Origin of the sequence: Oceanococcus sp. HetDA_MAG_MS8, assembly GCA_019192445.1 — a bacterium.
In the GTDB taxonomy this organism is placed as follows: Bacteria; Pseudomonadota; Gammaproteobacteria; order Nevskiales; family Oceanococcaceae; genus MS8.
Genome location: JAHCMK010000011.1, coordinates 1 through 18,378, shown reverse-complemented (window position 1 = coordinate 18,378; position 18,378 = coordinate 1). Strand labels below are relative to the sequence as shown.

Here is an 18,378-nt window from a genome sequence, read left to right as displayed (position 1 = left end):
TACCTCCTGCAACTCCTGTCCCGAAGAGTAGTCAGCGCTTGTGAGCCCGCACGAATTCTTTGTGTGCCTTGGCTCACCGCGACCGAGGAGTCTTAATGATCGAAACGGAAGGCAATATCCAGGGAAACTCTCCTCCAGCCGTTGCAAGCTGGGATTCGGCGCCACTGAGTGAAGCATGTGATCGCCTCGCTGGCATGCTGAAGAATCTGGGCCTGAGCAGGTCGATGAAAATTCACCCTTCCGAGGCTGCTGCAACACCTCAAGCAATGACCTCGTTTACAAATGAAGTTGTAGATGCTTTGGAATATTGCATCGAAACCTCTGCCCACGCTCACCGTTTGGAATCCATTGGCCAACTAGCGGCTGGCGTGGCTCATGAAATTAATACTCCAATACAATTTATTTCGGACAATACTGCTTTTCTCAAGCGAGCATTCGAAACACTGCTCAACACACAAGAGCTGGACTCGAAAAATAAAAACTTCATGAGTTCGCAAATCCCAGCGGCATTGGATGAGATCATTGAAGGGCTGCAGCGCGTAATCATAATCGTGAGCAGCATGAAGCGCCTTTCAAGGGTTTCGGATCGTTGTTTTGAGCAGGTCTCTTTGAAGGAAATCGTCGATACAGTCTCTTTGATTTCTCGTAGCGAGTGGAAATATTGTGCACAACTCGATGTGAATATAGCGTCGGGTGTGGATAAAATTCAATCGAAATCTCAAGACCTTTACTCGGTTATTCTGAATCTTGTTGTCAACGCTTCGCACGCGATCAAAGAAGAGGTGTCACGAGGCCGTTATGACAAGGGTTCAATCACGATCACCGTAGACTCCATGCCCGATGGCGTATCCATACGAGTGAAAGATAACGGTTGTGGTATTTCTCCTGAAATTCGTAGAAAGATATTTAAGCCTTTTTTCTCGACAAAGCCAGTCGGGCAGGGCACCGGCCAGGGCTTGGCCATCGTTCGTGCAGCTGTCGAAGATGAGCTCAACGGAAGAATAACTCTTAGCTCAAATCCTGGGGTCGGCACCGAATTTGTTATTGAGCTTCCAGGAGACGCACGATGAAAGTGCTATTTATTGATGACGAAGAGCTTGTTATTCAGGGGCTGCGTAGATCCATGCTGTTTGCGCCTGATGACTGGGATATCGACTATGCCCTAGGCGGGCATGAGGCAATGAAGAAAGTTGCTCGGGAAAGCTATGATGCAGTGGTATCGGACCTGCTTATGCCAGGTGTTAACGGGACTGCCATCCTTGAAAGAGTACGAGATTTAATGCCGCATTCACTCAGAGTGATCCTAAGCGGTTACGCAGATGCAGAGTTGTCGGTTAAAGCTCTAGATATTGCACATCACTTTTTAATGAAACCAAGTAGCGCTGATGAGCTGATTGACATCATAAGCTCCCACGCCATTGACCGCAGCAATCGTGAACAAGTCATACTCTCGTCCTTGGTCAGGGAAGTGTCACAGATTCCGTCCTGCCCGCTTTCGCGGGCTGAAATTCAGCGATACTGTTTCCAGGGTGGTTCTCTAGAGGAGCTGGTGGACATCTGTAGTCAGGAACCAGGCTTAATCGCAACTGTACTGCGCGTGGCGAACTCACCGCTCTTTAAACCGGTTGACGAGATCACGGACGTACGGTCTGCAGTGCTGCGCTTGGGTGAAAACACCGTGAAGTCGTTGGTACTTGCAAACGTCGTTTATTCTTCCGACATTTGTACCAAGCCTGGGTTGCTCACGCTTTACCGTAATCAGGCGCTGCATGCTCTGGAGCTTTATAGGGGCCTGCAGGGCGAGGATGTTGACCACTGCGCTGCGATGGCAGTGATGCTGGCGGATGTTGGTAGGCTGGTTCTTTATACCAACCAGATTTATATCGAGGCCCCGGCGGCTACACCTTCTACCGATTATCACGATGAACTCGGTGCCTACCTGCTGCGGCAATGGAACATACCCGAACAAATTGTTGAGTACGTTCGGCTTCATCACCGCCCCCTAGAGGCGTCTGCTGATGACATTAATCTAAGCTGCTTACTTAAAGTGCACCTATCGGTGTGTGCGGCAACAGGGGAGAGCCCAGACCAGGAGTTTATTGACGCTGTGCCAGGTGGTGCGCAGCTCCAGGCGATACTACTGACGTATCAAAATAAAATACACTGAGGCTGTAGTGCGTTCTGCTGCGCAACAAAACCGAATAATCAGTAGGTAAAAACAATCATAGGAGCGCTCAAGAAAATAAGATTGTTATTCTGGCAGTCCGCGTCTTACGGCTAAGTAAGCAAAGCGCCCAATCCTGTGCTACAGATTACAGCATGCTTCACTGCGGCAGATGCGGAAGCATGGCACTACGCTGTGAAGATCCGCATTGCGTGAGATACGATCCTTTCATACCCGACAAAGTGCATGAGCTGATGCGAAACGAAATATTCACCGGACCAAGTCTGGCCGCTCTCATTTCGCATTTAAAGGTGTTTTCCTCACCTGAATCAATCCGGAGAGCTCCTGATAACACTAAGGCCGCCTGTTATTCATTCGTACGTCGATCAAAATCGAACGAGGTGACTGGACGTGGCCTTCTCTCTCTATCGTCAGGAATGAAACTACCATTAGTAATTTTTCCATATATAAAAGAAATACTCTGATTGACATTTGCACCTGACACATCAATATGAAGAGCCGTCAGGAGGGCGGTTTCCATCACCAAACGGTTTCCGATTTGACCATCGACAGATGATGACTGGGTTAGAACAACCGCTTTTTCGTAATGACGACGAGTCCCAAGCCGACACAGGTAGCCAGCGGCATCGTTTGTAAGCTGGCTAAGGCTGATTACCGTATCGTCGAAAAAAGTTTTGTTCGAGACCTTGGCTCCATCTTGCCGCGTAAGTCCCCACGTAACCGTCCCAACCAGCGCTTCTCCCTCCTCGGAGGCGCGGTCGGTGAGGTTGTACGAAGGCGAAAAGTCGCACGATCCACTGTACTGATTATTCCCGACATCAAATGTTGAAGTACTACCGTTCCACGTGAAATCAAGAAGGCTCGTCGAAAATCTAATCCGGACTCTCTGGTGAGGCCCAACAGCCACTCGCCGAACTTCGATGACGGACGCCTCTGTAAGCTCGAAGCTGCCAACATTTGTGGTGTTTATAGGGTTGAGAGTAATTGAAACATTGATGGGGGTGAGATTTACCGCTGCTTCGAGCAAGCCATTCAGAGCAAATGCATCCTCGACCACGACTTCTATGGGTGCAAGAATCGGTTTTCCGGCATTAAAACCAGAGGTGGTCAGCCCTAGACTGGCTGGAACGTTCGCTGTCAGAGAAGCCCGTACAATTGGGATCAGTGTGCCGTCTTCGAGTATCAGCTGGCCGACTGGGTGATTAGGGCCGAAGATGACTGGATCAACAGCCGGGTTGTCGAGGGCCTGGTTAATTTCCTGCGTTTTCCTCGCTAGACTGTTCAGGCCATGCGTAAGGGCGTCGAAGTTTTCATTGACTTGCTGGGCGGAGGCTGGGTCGCCTGAGAAAAAAGTATGAGGGACCGCGACGTCCTCCGCAATGCTCGGGGAGCATGCGATGATGCAAAAGAGGCTTAACGTTATTCGGTTGCTTGTCTTCACAAGAGCTTTTCCTTTGAAGATATATTGCCGTTACAAGTCAATTCCATACCATGCTGTCCCAACGAGTTACATCCCAGAATCCCGGTACATTGTCATTGGGCGGGAGATCTGCAACGGCATCTGGCAACGGGAGTGGCGCCTCCGTTGGAGCAAGATCTCCAGTAGGTTGACCAACGATTGGAATGATGACGATGCCGGCATCGTCGGCTCCGTTGTTCTCACTACAGCCTAGGACAGCAGTGACCACAGCCAAGAGTTGAAGATTTAGTCGTAAACGATTAGTCACTTGCTAATTCGCCCTAGGACGGAAGCGTATTTGCGGCCGTAGAGGCAGCGAATCGCGCACGAGCCAACCTGGACACCGCGCTGCAGTAATCGTTACTCCGACCATTCGTTTGGAGAATACCCGTTCAGAAGTACCAAGGGTGTGTGACTTCTCACAGAAACATCACTTCGGGCTGAACGGCGGGTCGAAGTGGCAGAACGCTCTCATAGGTTTACCCCGCTTGCACCAACGTCTTTAGAGGGTCGCCAAGCAACTGATCATCTTCGGTTGGAGTGGATGGAGCTGTTTCCCCTAGAACACAACACGGCTGGATGAGGCTTGAAAAGTGCGTTTCCACACAGGCCGGGAGTCTGGATGTGGAGATACTTGAACCATATCCAACTCCGAGACCGATGATGAGGCTCTTTCTAATCACTGCACTGGCACTGCTTCAGTCCTGCGAAGTCAACGAAGTGACCAATCAGTTCTTTACTGACAGCCCAGCAAGTGAAGAGCTGGCTCCGATCGAGATTATCGGCGACAGCCCTGGATTCGAGGTTGCGGAAGATCGGCCGCTTGAGCTGCCGGAATTGTTCTTCAACGTGGCAGATGGTGTTGCCCGCAGTAAGGCGGTCGTTGTTGGAGTTGGTGAGATTCGTAGCGCAGCCGACCCGAGCAAGTGCCTCACGGCCTCTTACAAGGGTACCGCTAAACCCAATACCGACTTCTTCCGAATGGGGTTGTACACATCTGGAGAATATTTTGTGACACGTGTAGTCAACGGTGTGTCTTTAAGGACATGTCCGTCAAAACGACTTAATCAACGTGACCGTCCGTTAACGAGGGATACTTCAGGTGTGGTTTCCAGGTCGTTCCGATCTGTAAACGCGGAAAGCATTTTCGAGTACGACGAAGATTGGTCGATAAACCGAGTATTTGTTCCAGAAATTACCCTGGCTACTGAAGAACAATTTGGAGGGGAAGTCCTAGCGCGAAATACGGTAGGCTTTGTAGCCGGGATAGGGGAATTAATACTGCCCGATGCAACTGTTTATTCACGAGGGGCTACTTGGACGCTCACAGACGATGGCGTCGTCACTAGCCGAATTCTGTCTGTTGGAAATGTGCGGGTTCAAGGCCCACGTTTCGCTATCGGCCGTAGAACAATTGGGCCAGACGATTATGTGAACGGCATGCCGATATCAACAACCGAACAAATCGCAAAAAACTTCGAGGACGGCAAAGCCTCATCGATGTGTTTACAGGCCGATGGAACGACGCATGCCTTATGTAACGAGGGTGAAAAGCTACAGCGGTGGGCCTTTACGCGGGAGGGGGAAGTTCGCAAAGCGAATCTAGACGGCAGCGTCACGAACCAATGCTTGACCTCCCAGGGGGCTCAAGTCTTAACCACCCTGTGCGACGGGCGCTCAGAACAACGTTGGCTGCCGCCAATATTGCCTGCCCAACCCATAGTTTCCGGGGCGTTTACAAGCGGGGGGGCGGACGAACGGGGCTGCTTGTTCCTGAACGCAAGAGAGGTCTTGGTAGTAACTCGCTGCAACCCTCAAGATAACAACGCACGGCTGAACTTCCTCTTGGACGGGCAAGGAGGACTGCGCCCTGCAACGGATTTAGGCTCATGTATCCTGCCAGCTGCAAGTGTTTTGGACTTTATAAACGTCAACCCAGATCTGCTAAAGCACAGGTTAACGTTGGCACCATGCCGAGATTCTGAGGGATGGAGAGTGTCGCCCACTGGTCAACTCTTTTATTCACGCTTATCAGAAGATGGCGTTACGCAATGCTTGTCCATTGATCCCCCAACGGACCATGGCTTGGCGACGACCAACTCACCATACCTGGTGAGTATTCGTGACTGCGATGTGACGTTAGACTATCAGCGCTGGAGTATCTCTGATGTGCCCGATGTCAGTCTCGCGAGCTTCGACACCCTAGCTGGGAAAACCGAGCTTGCTGAGACGGTACTGAAAATTGAAGTCGAGGCCGATCTTGCCCGAGAGATTTCCGAACCTGTACAGGCAGCATATCGGCGCTGCGTAAACAACCGCACGGCACAGTCCACGCATTTTTGTTTGGAAAATGGGTCCGATTTTCGCCTGACCACCGAAGGCAAGCTGCAGTCTGAATTGACTGGGCAGTGCCTCTCGGTTCCGCCTGAATACAATTTCCTGAGCGACCCTGATGTTGTGCCAAACCTGCCACAGCTGCGACAAGAGCTGGGGAGTTTACTTGCCGGCGGCGGTAGCGATTACCGCATCCCGCTGGGCATGGGCGATTGCGCACAGGCAAACTCCTGGAAATACACGGGTAAAGCGGAGCTACGCGGTACTGGGTTTTTAAGCGGGTATTGCATAGAGTCTAGACGCGCAAGCATCTTGCTCAACCTGACGCGCTGCGGGAGCCAGCGCCAAGATGCGTCCCAGGTTTTCCACCTCATCCCCTCGACGCCTGCGGATTCTGCTCGTGCACACGGCTACCAAAGGAAAAAAGTTGTAAACATTTGCGGTAATCGTCCCGACAAAACCTGCAGGGTGGCCCCTTCGTTTGCATCCTTTGGCCTTTCTGTTGTCGACCTCATGCCAGATGGAACGATAATGATTGGTAGTGGGGCTGCGCGTGGGCGTTATCTCCTGGCTAACACTAGTCGGATAACGTTTACATCCTCCCTCGAAGACGCGACCAAGTGGGTGATTGGCCTCGACGGTTCAATTCGGTCTTTGGAGGTGGGTAGAGAAGTGAGGAACATCACGAATAGCGCATTCCATGGACCCATGTGCATGAATGCTGCAGAGGATGGAACACTCGAGATGGGCCGATGTGACGGGGTGGCCAATGAATTTGAGTTCGCCTATGTATCGGGGGGCGATTTTGTAGGCCGCTTCCGAAAAGACAATGGAGTTGCACTAGTCCAAGAGCTGCGCGATGGCACCAGGACAGCGTCTACCGACCCGCTAGCGGTGTTGACCTTTGCAAAACATCTTGGCTTGGACCCCTACGCCTCCGGCCTTCTCCAAGGAATGTCTAGTTTGCAAAGACAACAGTTCAATTTATTTTATACGGGCCGCATTACCGATGAACTGCCAACGAAGGAAAACCTCGACAGCGCGCTTGAACGACACAGTCCGCTGAATCCAAACTCGAATAACCCCAACGGTCTGGCGTTTGGTGCGGTTACTCGTTCGTCGACTGAGAGTTTTAACCCCCAGGATCTAGCGAACATCCCTGCTCCTGAGGCACTGTCGGTGACTGAGGAGTTAATCATTGTCGATGGAAGCGCTAGCAGCAGTTTAGGCTTCAAACCACCGAATGGCTTTTTCGGTGCCGCAGAAGCAAACGGAGAACTGAAGGTCAACTTGTTATCGCTTAACAGTCCACTGGGCGAACTCACCGTAGAGTCAGGCGGCGAGGCAAGCGCCGAGGTCAATATCGCTACCTATGACGTGGGCGGAGTTCCGGTTTATGTGCTCGAGGGCACAGTTAAGGCTGAGGCGGCGGTATTAACGGCAACGCTCGAAAAAGAAAACGCTGAATTAAAGGGCGCCATCGCCCAAGCAGAAACTGAAGCAGGAGTCGACCGCGGCTCAGCCGCGGCTGTGGCTGGGGCCTCAGTTGTATCAGGCTCCGCCAAAATTGGCTCTGACACTGGAAACCAAGTCGGTGTTGGCGGCGGTGTAGGGGTCGGCGCCGGAGGCAAAATAGCATTTGGCAAGGATGGCCGCTTTGGCTTTACCGGCGATGTAAAGTTTGTCACCGTTGACTTCTATTTCGACCCTAAGGAAACAATCCGCGACCCAGTTGCTGCAGCAAAAGTGTTTTACCCAAAGATGGCGGTGCTCGAGCTTGCGATTAACGAGTTCGAGTTTACTCGTGCTCTGTATCAGACTTCCCTAGCCTTTACGGAGAACGCCTTGAGCGACGTGAGTGGACCGCTACGGGAGGCAAGCGCTGATCTTCGCGATAAAGCGGAAGATCTCCTTGATGCTATATCTAACTACTCGCTTGGATCGATCTTCTGATCGGCAGCATGCGCAGCTAACCTGACTTACCTCATGAGCGTCCAAAAAAGCGTCGTCTTGCGTAAATTCGCGGGTGTTTTGGCGTGTTTTGGGGCGTAGCCCATGGCTCTGGTCGCTGAGGTCAATGCGAAGCCAAGAAGGTGTGAGCGGCGGCAAGTCGTCATCATGCTGGCGGACATGGTGGGCTCTACAGAGCTTGCAAGCGCGCTTGATGTGGAAGACTTCGAAGCGCTCACATCCCAATATCGCGGATGGGTCACAGAGGTCGTCACGGCGTACGGTGGTAGCATCGCCCAGCACCGCGGAGACGGGGTCATTGCCGTATTTGGTTACCCATTAGCGCGCCATGACATGGCGCTTAGAGCCGTCGCCGCTGCGCTCGCGTTACAGAGCAAAGCCAAAGAGCAAACGACTATTGCTATACGCACTGGTTTAGACCAGGGCGAGGTGCTCATTGCCCAAGGCAGCTCCGCTGAAGGTGATTGGGATATCACGGGTATTCCTGCTCATGTCGCGAGTCGTTTGCAAGTGCACAGCCCTGTTGGTGGTGTTCTTCTGTCGAGCGCTGTACTGCAGGCCGCGGGTGAAGATTTATACGCCGAGGACTTGGGTGAGCGAAGTTTTAAAGGCCTGGAGCAGCCTGTGCGGGTATACCGCGCGAAGGGGCTGCAAAGCCAGCGCCTGGATGTGCAAGATGACATCCCCCTTTTTGGGCGTACAGCAGAGCTAGACGAGCTTGGGGCTGCATGGATGAGCGTCCTCAGCCGCGAGCGTGGTGCAGTAGGCAGCATCCAAGGGGAGGCCGGTGCTGGCAAGTCGAGGCTTATCCGAGAGTGGAGCCGGGACCCGCGTGTGCGTAAGCACATCATCGGTGTGACCTGTCATGCCTTATATCGGCAGCGCTTTATGGGATTGATTCAAGCCCTACTACGCAGCTCACCGATGTTGCGTGTTCAGACGCAGATGGATGCTGAGGACCTTGCAGCTCTCAAGGAGCTATTGAATCCAAGCCACTCGTCCGCGGAGGCGAAGAATGAATCGCCAGAAGCCCTGTATGCCCTCGCAGTGGCCGTGCTGCGTAAGCTGTTGTGCTTGTTGGGCCAACAAGGGCCGTTGTGCCTAGTCATCGATAACCTGCACTGGGCGGACGACGCCAGTGTGCAGCTTCTTGTGAAGGCACTGAATCCGATACCTCCTGGCTTATTGGTGTTACTAGCCTGGAGAACCGATGAGGCTGCTCCATCGAATATGCCCACAACTTTCGATATTGAGTTAAAGGCTTTGCCTCCCTCCGATGCCGAAGCTTTATTTGATGCAGTTCTCCTCTCCACGCAAAGCACAACCACCCAACGCTCTTATGAGGCGATGCTTGCGGCGGGAGCTGGATTACCCTTGCATTTAGAGCAGCTCGCTTTTGCCGTGCCCCAGGCAGCAAGCTTAGCCACTGAGCATGGCTCGGAGCCGAGCATCATTCCGCAAAGCCTAAGCGCAACCTTGCTTCAACGCTTGGATTACCTCGGCTCGGAGAGGCAAGTGGCTCTTACGGCGGCGGTACTGGGCGAGCGTTTTTCCAGAGATGATCTGCAGGCGCTAACCGACTTGAGGCCTGCGCAGTTGCAAGACGCGCTCAACAAGCTTGTTGAGCAGCGCATCATCTCGCGGGTCAGCCGAACGACAACCTATGTTTTTCGCCATGGGCTTTTACAACGCGTCGCTTACGACGTGATTCCCAAGAAGTGTCGGCGGAGTTTGCATGCTCGCATCGCGGCCCGCATGAGCTCAGCCGCTGCAGAACCGGCCGAATATGCTTATCACTTGGCGGCGGCTGGGGACTATAAGCAGGCAGCACGCTACTACAATCAGGCTGGCAATCGAGCAGCACTGGCGTCTTCGCACTCCGATGCCGTCGAGCATTTTCAGCGTGCCATTCGCTGTTATGTCGAAGCCGACGGGTTGACGCCTGAAAAAGAGCTGGAACTCAAGCTCAGTTTGGCTAGCTCTATGCTCGCGGTGAAGTTTTATACCGACCCAGAGCTGAATGCGACCTGGGAACGGGTACAACAACTGGCGCGTACATCGGACAACGTTCATCTGGAGGTCTTCGCGACCTACAACGCAGGGATGTACCGGCAAATGAAAAGTGACTGGCGTGGTTGCTTGTCGCTTATGGATCGGCTGGATGAAATTGCTCAGAGCCAAAAGGCGACATACATCGCGCTAATGGCGAACCTCGGCCGTGTATTAGCTTTGGTGAACCTAGGTGAGTATGCGAGGGCTCACCGGCATGCTCTAGCCGCGAGGAGTCACTATGTGCCGAGTGATCGAGTACTGTTCCTGCGCTATAACGGTAGCGATCTAGGTATAGCCAGTTTGGCTTGGTGCGCGATGACAGCTGCAGCTCAATGTGATGATGCGGTCTGGGAGCGTGCTTTGCGCGAGGCTCAAGAAGAACTTGTTCTACACGATCATCCATTCACAAAAATATATTGCTTGGGCGTGTTGGCGCACTCCTGTTTGCACCGCTTTGAATTTACACGTGGGCATCAGTTCGCTTCAGAGGGTATGGCCCTAGCTAAGCGCATGCACCTACCGGGTATGGATGCTTATCTCAGCATTTTTGCCTACAGCCTCGCTCCTTCCATGAGCCAAGTTAGTGCACAACGCGCGAAGCTGGCTTTGGAACAAATAGAAGCTATTGGTTCGCCTGCTGGTATTGCGGCGTACTGGGCAGTTTTGGCGAGCAAAGCTTGGCGAGCTGGCCATTTTGATACCGATGTGGCTTTAGAGCTACTCGCGCGTGCAGATGCCAACGCGGCAACGCACACTCCTGGCGCGACGCCTTTGGTGGATTACATCGCCGCAAAAGCTGGTTTTTTGGGCGAGCGTCAATCTCAGTTGAGACTTCGTCGAGCATTGTCTAATGCGCAAAAGTACGGCCATGCGTCCATCTTGAGAGAGGCGGCGCGTGGTCGCTAGTTTACCAACCACAACTCCTGTTGAGCTGGTCTTAGAAGCTCTGGAATGTAGTGAGTTGTTTCAGTCACTCGAACAACCTCAGAAATTGGCAATCGCTAGGCAATGCGAGTTTCTTCAGCTTCCACGCAATGCCAATCTTCTTGAGTTTGGGGAGCGCTCTAACAGCCTGCTCCTCATCGTTTCGGGTCGGGTACAGGTCCTAGTCGAGCTTCCCAATGGCCGTCGAGTTGCCTTTAGGGAGGCAGGGCCGGGCGATACGATTGGTGAGTTTTCGGCTATCGACGGCAGGCCGCGGAGCGCCGACGTTCTCAGTCTTGAAGAGGTAAGCATTGCGGTCATGCCTCAACATGAGTTTTCAGCTTTGCGAAGCGTGCACGCCAGCATTGACGAAATACTCATGCGGCAGTTACTTCGGCAAGTTAGAGAACTCACCGCTAGAGTCGTGAGCCTTACACATCTGAGCACCGCCGAGCGTCTAGTACAAGCAGTTCTGCAGAGAGCCACGCCAGACCTGCGAGGCGGTGTGTTATTTCCCCGTTGTAACCAGTCTCAGCTCGCCAGTGAAATTGGGGCACGACGCGAAGAGGTGAACCGGATCATCCAAAAGTGGCGGCGCACAGGTTTGTTTCATCGCGAGGCAGACGGAGACTATATTCCAGACATTGGTCAGCTTCCCCTAGGCAAAGTGCTCAAGTAATCGCGGCGCATTCAATCTGGTCTGTCCGATATGCGTAAGCTTCCCCGTCAAATATCCAGGCTTCACATCTGTACTCGATGCTGTGGCGTGTGCACTTCGGAGGTGGACCACTTTGCCTCCAAGAATGCTTCGCAAAATGCGAATCACGAGGGTGCAGGCTATTGGCGGCGGATATGAGAAGAGACCAGGCGCATCGTAGAAGGCTAATCACAAGCTACCTTCTGCGTTCAGAGCTGCTTCGCAGCTTGCATCACGTGCTGGCTGGATATCACTAAGCACCTGAATAAAAGAGATTTTGTGAGTGCGCATGCATCGCAGAGAAGCGGCGAGTACGACGGACTGCAGAGCCTAAGAGTGGCTATGCAGACAATAGTCTGAGTGTTTGTTTGGGGTCAGGGCTGTGGCCCATGGGCTGCACCTAGGGTTGTGTTCCCACATTTCCGGGAGCGATCAACGAGGGATACCCAACCTAATGACAACAGTAGTAGAGAGAGCGAGTGAAAGGTCTACGCCAACAACCTCACCGCCACAAACTTCGCCCGAAGAGTTAGAGGTTCTAACCTTTTCCATCGACGACCAAAGTTACGGTTTGCCAATTACCTGTATTCAGGAAATCCGCCGCATCGAACAGGTCACTCGATTGCCGGAAACGGCTGCGTATGTACTCGGTGTGATCAATTTACGAGGACGTATTGCACCGGTGCTGGATATGCGTTGCTTGTTAGATGCAGAGCCTGAGCCCGACTCCATGGATGTGACCATCATGGTGGTGCATCAGGAGAGGTTGTTTGGCTTACGGGTAGACGGAGTATCAGACGTTCGCCGGTTGCTCTCCAGTGACCTGCACTCTATCGACACCTTGTCATTAGGCCAAAACGTGACGCAGCTCACTGCTGGAGTGGCCTCTGCTGAGGATGGGCTGGTGATCCTTTTAGATACCAACGCGCTGTGTAGTGGCTTTGTGCCGGTTGAAGGCGCTCAGGCGCAAGCTGCTTGAGGTCAGGAGACAAAAGTAATGATGAATTTTCTATCGTTCTTGGGTGGGGCAGAGCGCCATCAACATCAGGAATTAGTGTCTTATCTAGCCAGCTCGCGTGCTGGCTTTGAGCAGGGAGACTACGAGCTTGGGGAGCAGAGCGCCGCGCTGAGACAGAATTATGGCGTGGTCATTGATGGTGTCCATGCGCTGCTTGAGCCCCTGCTTGCCCGTATAACAGAGCTGGAAGCAGTTGAAGCCTCTGCGGCGACAGCGCTTGACGACATTCAAACCGTGATGTCGGCCGCTCAAGCCGGTGATTTGGATGTACGCGTTGATGTGACCAACAAATCTGGCGTCATGACGGCACTCTGCGAAAGTATCAACGAAATGCTCCAAGGTATCGCGGTGAATTACGATGCTCAGGCGCAGATTGCGGATGAAAACGGGCGTATACGGAACGCTTTGGATAATGTTCAAACAAGCGTACTGATTGCCAACAAAGAGCGCTGCGTTCAGTACGCAAATACGGCCATGACGAATTTGCTGTTCGAGTATCAGCAGCAGTTTAAGAAGCTCATCCCGGCTTTCGACCCCCGCCAGCTCATTGGTATGAGCATCGATGCATTCCATGCAAACCCTGAGCACCAGAATGGAATGCTGACGGGGCTGGCAGATACGCATGTGGCTGATATCAAAGTCGACAACTTACATTTTCGCCTCACAATCAACCCAGTGCGAAATAGCGCAAACGATATTACTGGGTACGTATTGGAATGGTATGACCGTACAGACGAAGCCTCAGTCGAGGCAGAACTTGCGGGCATTCTAAAAGCCGCAACAGCGGGTGACCTCAGCCAAAGACTGGTGGAGGAAGGCAAGCAAGGCTTTCAAAAAATGCTCGCCAGCGGCATGAACAAACTCTTGGAGCTCAATCAGGTCACCTTGGTAGAGCTAAACCGCCTCATGACAGCCCTGGCTGCTGGCGATATGACAGTCGATGTCGATATTCCTGGCGAAGGCCTCTATGCCACCTTGCGCGAAGAGACAGAATCAACGATTGCTTCCTTATCGGATTTAGTAGCACAGATTCGGCGAAGTGCGCTTTCGATTAATGACTCCTCCCGTGAAATAGCGGCGGGCAATACCGACTTATCCTCACGGACCGAAGAGCAGGCCTCGAGTCTGGAAGAAACGGCGTCTTCGATGGAAGAGCTCACCACAACGGTCCGCCAAAACGCTGACAATGCGAAACAGGCCAATCAGTTGGCGGTGGGGGCCTCCGATGTAGCAGAGCGCGGTGGTGAAGTGGTTGGCGAAGTCGTAGTTACTATGGGCGCCATCAACGAATCCGCGAAGAAAATCTCGGACATCACCTCTGTTATTGATGGCATTGCTTTCCAAACAAATATCCTCGCGCTGAATGCGGCCGTGGAAGCGGCGCGGGCTGGCGAGCAAGGGCGTGGGTTTGCCGTGGTTGCGGCCGAAGTCCGTTCTCTGGCCCAGCGGTCAGCTTCTGCGGCCAAGGAAATTAATGCGCTCATTTCCGACTCGGTCGAACGGATCAAATCTGGCTCTGTGCTGGTAGATCGAGCAGGAGAAACCATGGGCGAAGTCGTTGCCAGCGTAAAGCGTGTCACCGACATCATGGGCGACATTACATCTGCCAGCGAAGAGCAGAGCACGGGAATCGCACAGGTTACCCAGGCCATTGCACAGTTAGACGATGTGACCCAACAAAATGCCGCGCTCGTAGAGGAGTCCGCAGCGTCTGCGAAGTCCTTAGAAGATCAAGCTGAAGGTCTGGTAGAGGTGGTGCAAAGGTTCTCCATCAAGAATGAGCCAAGCCTGGCAGCAACACCTGCCAGCTCAACTAAAACAGATAAGTTTGAACTCAAGCCTGCGCCGAGCCGGACACAAAGACCTGCCACGCCAAGTACTCGCTACACCGCTGGATCATCCTCTGTGAAAGGTGGAGTGACTCAATTGGTTGAGGGAGAGGCTTGGAAGTCTTTCTAGCTTTGCAGTTGCCGATGCCCGCAAACGTCGCGGGCATCGGTTCACTTTGCCTGTGGTCAGCAGGATTGCTGCCACTTTTGTCAGGTTTGGAAGACTTTCATGAAGGCTCAGTTAGCTCGTTCAAATGAGTATGACGTATCCTCGTCGCTAGACACTGAGGTTCAAAATGCGGCGACGGCATTGCTTGAAGCATGCCCGGATGCTGTAGTGATTTGTGACTCCCACGGGCGCATCGTGTTGTGGAACGCGGCAAGTGAGTGTTTGTTTGGATACTCCCGCGAAGAGGTGCTGGGGCTCCCCGTTACGGTAATCATTCCAAACGAACATAAGCGCAATCACAACGAGGGTTTGCGGCGCCTCGCGACTACGGGGGAGCATCGTTTAGTTGGATCATTGGTTGAAGTTCCGGCCATGGCTAAGTCCGGCGAAATCATTCCAGTGGAGTTATCGCTAGGCCAGTCCGGTCAAGGTGCTAGCTTGAGGATATGTGCAGTTATTCGTGATGTGCGAGAGCGCCAACGCGTACTGCGAGACCTGGAGACTCAGCGGACCAGACTACAGGCCATGAATGATCGCCTCCACGAGTTGGTGAACGCTACCTGCCACACGCTCACAGAGCCTCTGAGAACAACACAAGGCTTGGTGACGTTTATCGAAGAGTCGTCTCCTGAGGTTTTTCCGCCTAGTCAAGCAAAGGCTTTGGCTCTGATTCGCAAAACATTGCGCAAAGGAGTCGCCGATCTGTCAGTTATTCACCGTATGGGGCAGATCCATACGCCGGAGATCCCACAGCCCGTTGACCTTTTTGGGTTTTTGCACAATCAAGTGCTGCCCGCTTTGACTCAAGCGCCCAAAGGCGTTTTTCTATGTTTTGCTGAGTTGCAGCAACTTTATGTAGCAACAAGGCCACTGTTTGTATTGCTCTTCGAAGTTTTGAAAAATGCTTGTGAACATGCTCGGCCAAATGACGAAGAGCTGAAGGTCTGGGTTGCGATTACCCAAGAGCATGGTCAAACCACACTGGCCATTTGGGACAATGGAGCCAATGTGTGCTGTGAATATGGGCGTCCGGAACTCATTGAAAACGGGTTAGATTTGATGCGCAGGAGTGAAAATTCGGTGGGGCTACCCATTGCAGCTTATGCAGCCAAGCAGCTGGGCGGCGACTTGCGACTGGCCTGCGAACTGCACGGTGGCCTTATCGTGCGTGTGACTTTACCGAACAGCTTGCCCGGCTCCTAGCCAAACACGAGGATTGCCTGAGGCACGCTGTTACCCGATGCACGCCGCTACGGCGATAAGCTCAGGGCCTGCAGCAGGGCGGCCTCGCTGGCCGGAGTTGGCACCCCGGTATCGAAGTGGCCGGCACCGGGCAGGGGCCAGCACTGGCTGTTATCGCCTTGGTCACGCGCGGCCTGACTGTAGCTTTGGCAGCTGGCCAGGCTGACGATGGGGTCGGCATCGCCCTGAATCAAAACCTGCGGTGTGCCCAAAGGCAGCAACTGTCGCGGTGAGCTCTGCGCGTAGCGAGCCGGTACCGATTGCGGGCTGCCGGCGAGCAGTTGGTCCACGCTGGCATGGCAACTGTTCTCCGGGCCGATGCGGTATTGCTCCAAATCGGTGATGGCTGCCAGGCCAATGACATTCTGGGGGAGTAAAGGCTGAGCAACAAAAAGGGCGGAGTCCTGCGGCAGCTGGTCGCGGGCGGCTGCCCAGAGGGCGAGATGACCGCCGGCGCTATGGCCCATGACCGTGAGCTGTTGCAGATCCAGATTATGCTCAGGGGCGAGCGAGGCCAGGAAGTCGATAGCTGTGCCTACATCCACGAAGGTGCCAGGCCAGCCACCGCCAGCATCACCAATGCGCCGATACTCGATATTCCAGCTGGCGTAGCCGCGTTCGCTGAGCCACTGAGCCCAATGCTCAAAATAGTCCAGGTCGTAGGCATTGAGCCAGCAGCCGCCATGAATCAACACCACCACCGGATGCGGCCCGGGGCCGGCGGGAAGTCTCAACCGGCCAAATTGCTCCGGGGCCGGACCATAGGCGATGCGCTGGCCTGCCGGTGGCGAGGGCAGTGCGGTGACTTCGCTCCACTTCAGTGGAGTCGTAGTCTGCGGCCACGGCGGTGGCGGTTCGCTAGGAGCCAGCACAGCGCAGCCCCCAAGCAGGACGCTCAATATCCCCAGCAAATATCGCATCAGGTCACCTTTAGACGGGTTTGAAAGGCGGGGTCGCGCCAGCGTTGCTCCCGCAAAATTCGCAGCAGCAGTGCTGCGGCTTGGTCGACGTCATCAGCTCTGAGGTAAGCCGGTGCCAATCCCAGACGCAATATGCCCGGCTCACGGTAATCGGCGATGACGTCGTCAGCGGCTAACGCGCGGCAAATGGCGTAGGCCTCGGGGTGGTGCAGGCTCAGCTGGCTACCGCGAGCTTCGGGCGCACGCGGGGTGAGCAGTTCACATTCATCAAAAACGGGATCCGCCTCTAAAGCCTGCAGGAGGCGCTCGAACAGAGCGCAAGATTGCTGCCATAGCTGGTGGATAGACTGCGATGCAAACACATCCAGGGCCGCGTCTAAAGCGCTCATGGACAGGATGGGCGGGGTGCCGACCTGCAGACGATTGATATCAGCCGCCGGTTGGTAGTCGGGCTCGAAGGCAAAGGGGCGCGCATGACCGAACCAGCCGCTGAGCAAAGGTTGTAGCTGGGCCTGGTGGCGCTGGGCCACATAGGCAAATGCCGGCGCGCCCGGACCTCCGTTCAAAAATTTGTAGCCACAGCCAACCGCGTAGTCCACGCCCCAGCTGTCCAAATCCAAAGGCACCGCGCCGGCCGAGTGCGCCAGATCCCAGACAATGGGAATGCCCTGGTTTGTGGCCTGGGCTTGGATGCTGGGCAGGTCTAAACGCTCGCCGCTGCGGTAATTGATATGGGAAACCAGCACCGCAGCCACGGAGTCATCCAAAGCGGCAGCGATTTGTGACCCAGGTAAGGGGCGCAGCTCCAAGTCGGGCCGCAACTGGCGCAGGCCCTGCGCCATGTAGTTGTCGGTGGGGAAGGCCTGCTCTTCCAAAAGCAGAACCCGGCGTTGTGGATGCCAACTCAGGGCCGCGTGTAGCAGTTTGAGAATATTGACGGAGGTGGAGTCACAGACCACGACCTGGCCCCGAGCTGCGCCAATGAGCGCCCCAAGTTTGTTGCCCACACGCTGGGGCAGATCGACCCACCCAGCTTGGTTCCAGCCACTCACGATGTGCTGGCCCCACTCTGCATCAATCACCCGGTGGAGGCGTTCGCGGGCCAGCTTGGGCAGGGGGCCAAGGGAGTTGCCATTGAGGTAAATGCGCCCGGCAGGCAGCACAAAATGCTCACGCAAGGGCGCATTCGGGGGAGTTACGGCGGTCACGGCGTTGATTCAAAACCCAGGTTTCAAGGCCCAGTGTGGCAAAAAGCCAGACGCGATGGAAAGCAGCAGGGGTGCATGGCGCAGCCATACTCGCCCTCGGTCCTCGGGTGGCGCGTAGGTAGTGAACCTTAAACCCGCGGTTATCTAGTGTCCTGTCTCCGAAGTTCGTTACATATCAGCGAGTCAGAACGCGGTGTGCCGCTAGGCGCGCTCGCGCAGGAATGGTTGTTCCATTTCAAGCGAGCGCAACCATTCGCCCGGAGCGAATGGACGCGCAGCCCCGCGCAGCGGGGTTCGGCCCATGGACGGGCCGAACAACACCGCGGAACGCCGCGTTCTGGCTCGCCCGCAGGGAGCCCCTCAAATCGCC

The 18,378-nt window shown here is 54.3% G+C and carries 11 protein-coding genes; 8 read left to right on the top strand and 3 right to left on the bottom strand.

The window, feature by feature from the left end; genetic code table 11:
* The first annotated feature begins 95 nt into the window (after window positions 1–95).
* Entirely contained in the window at window positions 96–1,070 is a 975-nt protein-coding gene (locus KI787_14630; protein MBV6631189.1) for a HAMP domain-containing histidine kinase, read from the top strand.
* Complete coding sequence (locus KI787_14625) at window positions 1,067–2,167, top strand: HDOD domain-containing protein (GenBank protein ID MBV6631188.1); 1,101 nt, start codon at window positions 1,067–1,069, stop codon at window positions 2,165–2,167. The genes KI787_14630 and KI787_14625 overlap by 4 nt, the downstream gene beginning before the upstream one ends.
* Before the next feature lie 364 nt (window positions 2,168–2,531).
* Here the strand turns inward: KI787_14625 and KI787_14620 are convergent, their stop codons facing one another.
* Complete coding sequence (locus tag KI787_14620; GenBank protein ID MBV6631187.1) at window positions 2,532–3,626, bottom strand: hypothetical protein; 1,095 nt, start codon at window positions 3,624–3,626, stop codon at window positions 2,532–2,534.
* Between the two features lie 678 nt (window positions 3,627–4,304).
* On the opposite strand from KI787_14620, the gene KI787_14615 reads away from it, so the two are divergent.
* From KI787_14615 to KI787_14590, 6 genes are all read left to right on the top strand, one after another.
* Window positions 4,305–7,931 carry a ricin-type beta-trefoil lectin domain protein gene (locus KI787_14615; GenBank protein ID MBV6631186.1) on the top strand — a complete coding sequence of 1,209 codons (3,627 nt, stop codon included), beginning with the start codon at window positions 4,305–4,307 and terminating at the stop codon, window positions 7,929–7,931.
* A 102-nt stretch (window positions 7,932–8,033) separates the two neighbouring features.
* On the top strand, window positions 8,034–10,907 hold the full coding sequence (locus KI787_14610; GenBank protein MBV6631185.1) for an AAA family ATPase: 2,874 nt from the start codon (window positions 8,034–8,036) through the stop codon (window positions 10,905–10,907).
* A complete protein-coding gene (locus KI787_14605) occupies window positions 10,897–11,604 on the top strand; it encodes a Crp/Fnr family transcriptional regulator (GenBank protein MBV6631184.1) in 708 nt (235 codons plus the stop codon). Before KI787_14610 ends, KI787_14605 begins: the two co-directional genes overlap by 11 nt.
* 472 nt (window positions 11,605–12,076) lie before the next feature.
* The gene (locus tag KI787_14600) at window positions 12,077–12,601 is read left to right on the top strand and encodes a purine-binding chemotaxis protein CheW (GenBank protein ID MBV6631183.1); all 525 of its coding nucleotides are present in this window, start codon (window positions 12,077–12,079) and stop codon (window positions 12,599–12,601) included.
* Between the two features lie 276 nt (window positions 12,602–12,877).
* Window positions 12,878–14,599, top strand: a complete 1,722-nt coding sequence (locus KI787_14595) for a chemotaxis protein (GenBank protein ID MBV6631182.1) — start codon at window positions 12,878–12,880, stop codon at window positions 14,597–14,599.
* 99 nt (window positions 14,600–14,698) lie between these two features.
* Window positions 14,699–15,841, top strand: coding sequence for a PAS domain S-box protein (locus KI787_14590; protein MBV6631181.1), 1,143 nt, complete (start codon window positions 14,699–14,701; stop codon window positions 15,839–15,841).
* Between the two features lie 47 nt (window positions 15,842–15,888).
* Here KI787_14590 and KI787_14585 read toward each other — a convergent pair whose 3' ends face one another.
* A complete protein-coding gene (locus tag KI787_14585; protein ID MBV6631180.1) occupies window positions 15,889–16,800 on the bottom strand; it encodes an alpha/beta hydrolase in 912 nt (303 codons plus the stop codon).
* Window positions 16,800–18,008 carry a kynureninase gene (gene kynU / locus KI787_14580; protein MBV6631179.1) on the bottom strand — a complete coding sequence of 403 codons (1,209 nt, stop codon included), beginning with the start codon at window positions 18,006–18,008 and terminating at the stop codon, window positions 16,800–16,802. Before kynU ends, KI787_14585 begins: the two co-directional genes overlap by 1 nt.
* Window positions 18,009–18,378: the final 370 nt, after the last annotated feature.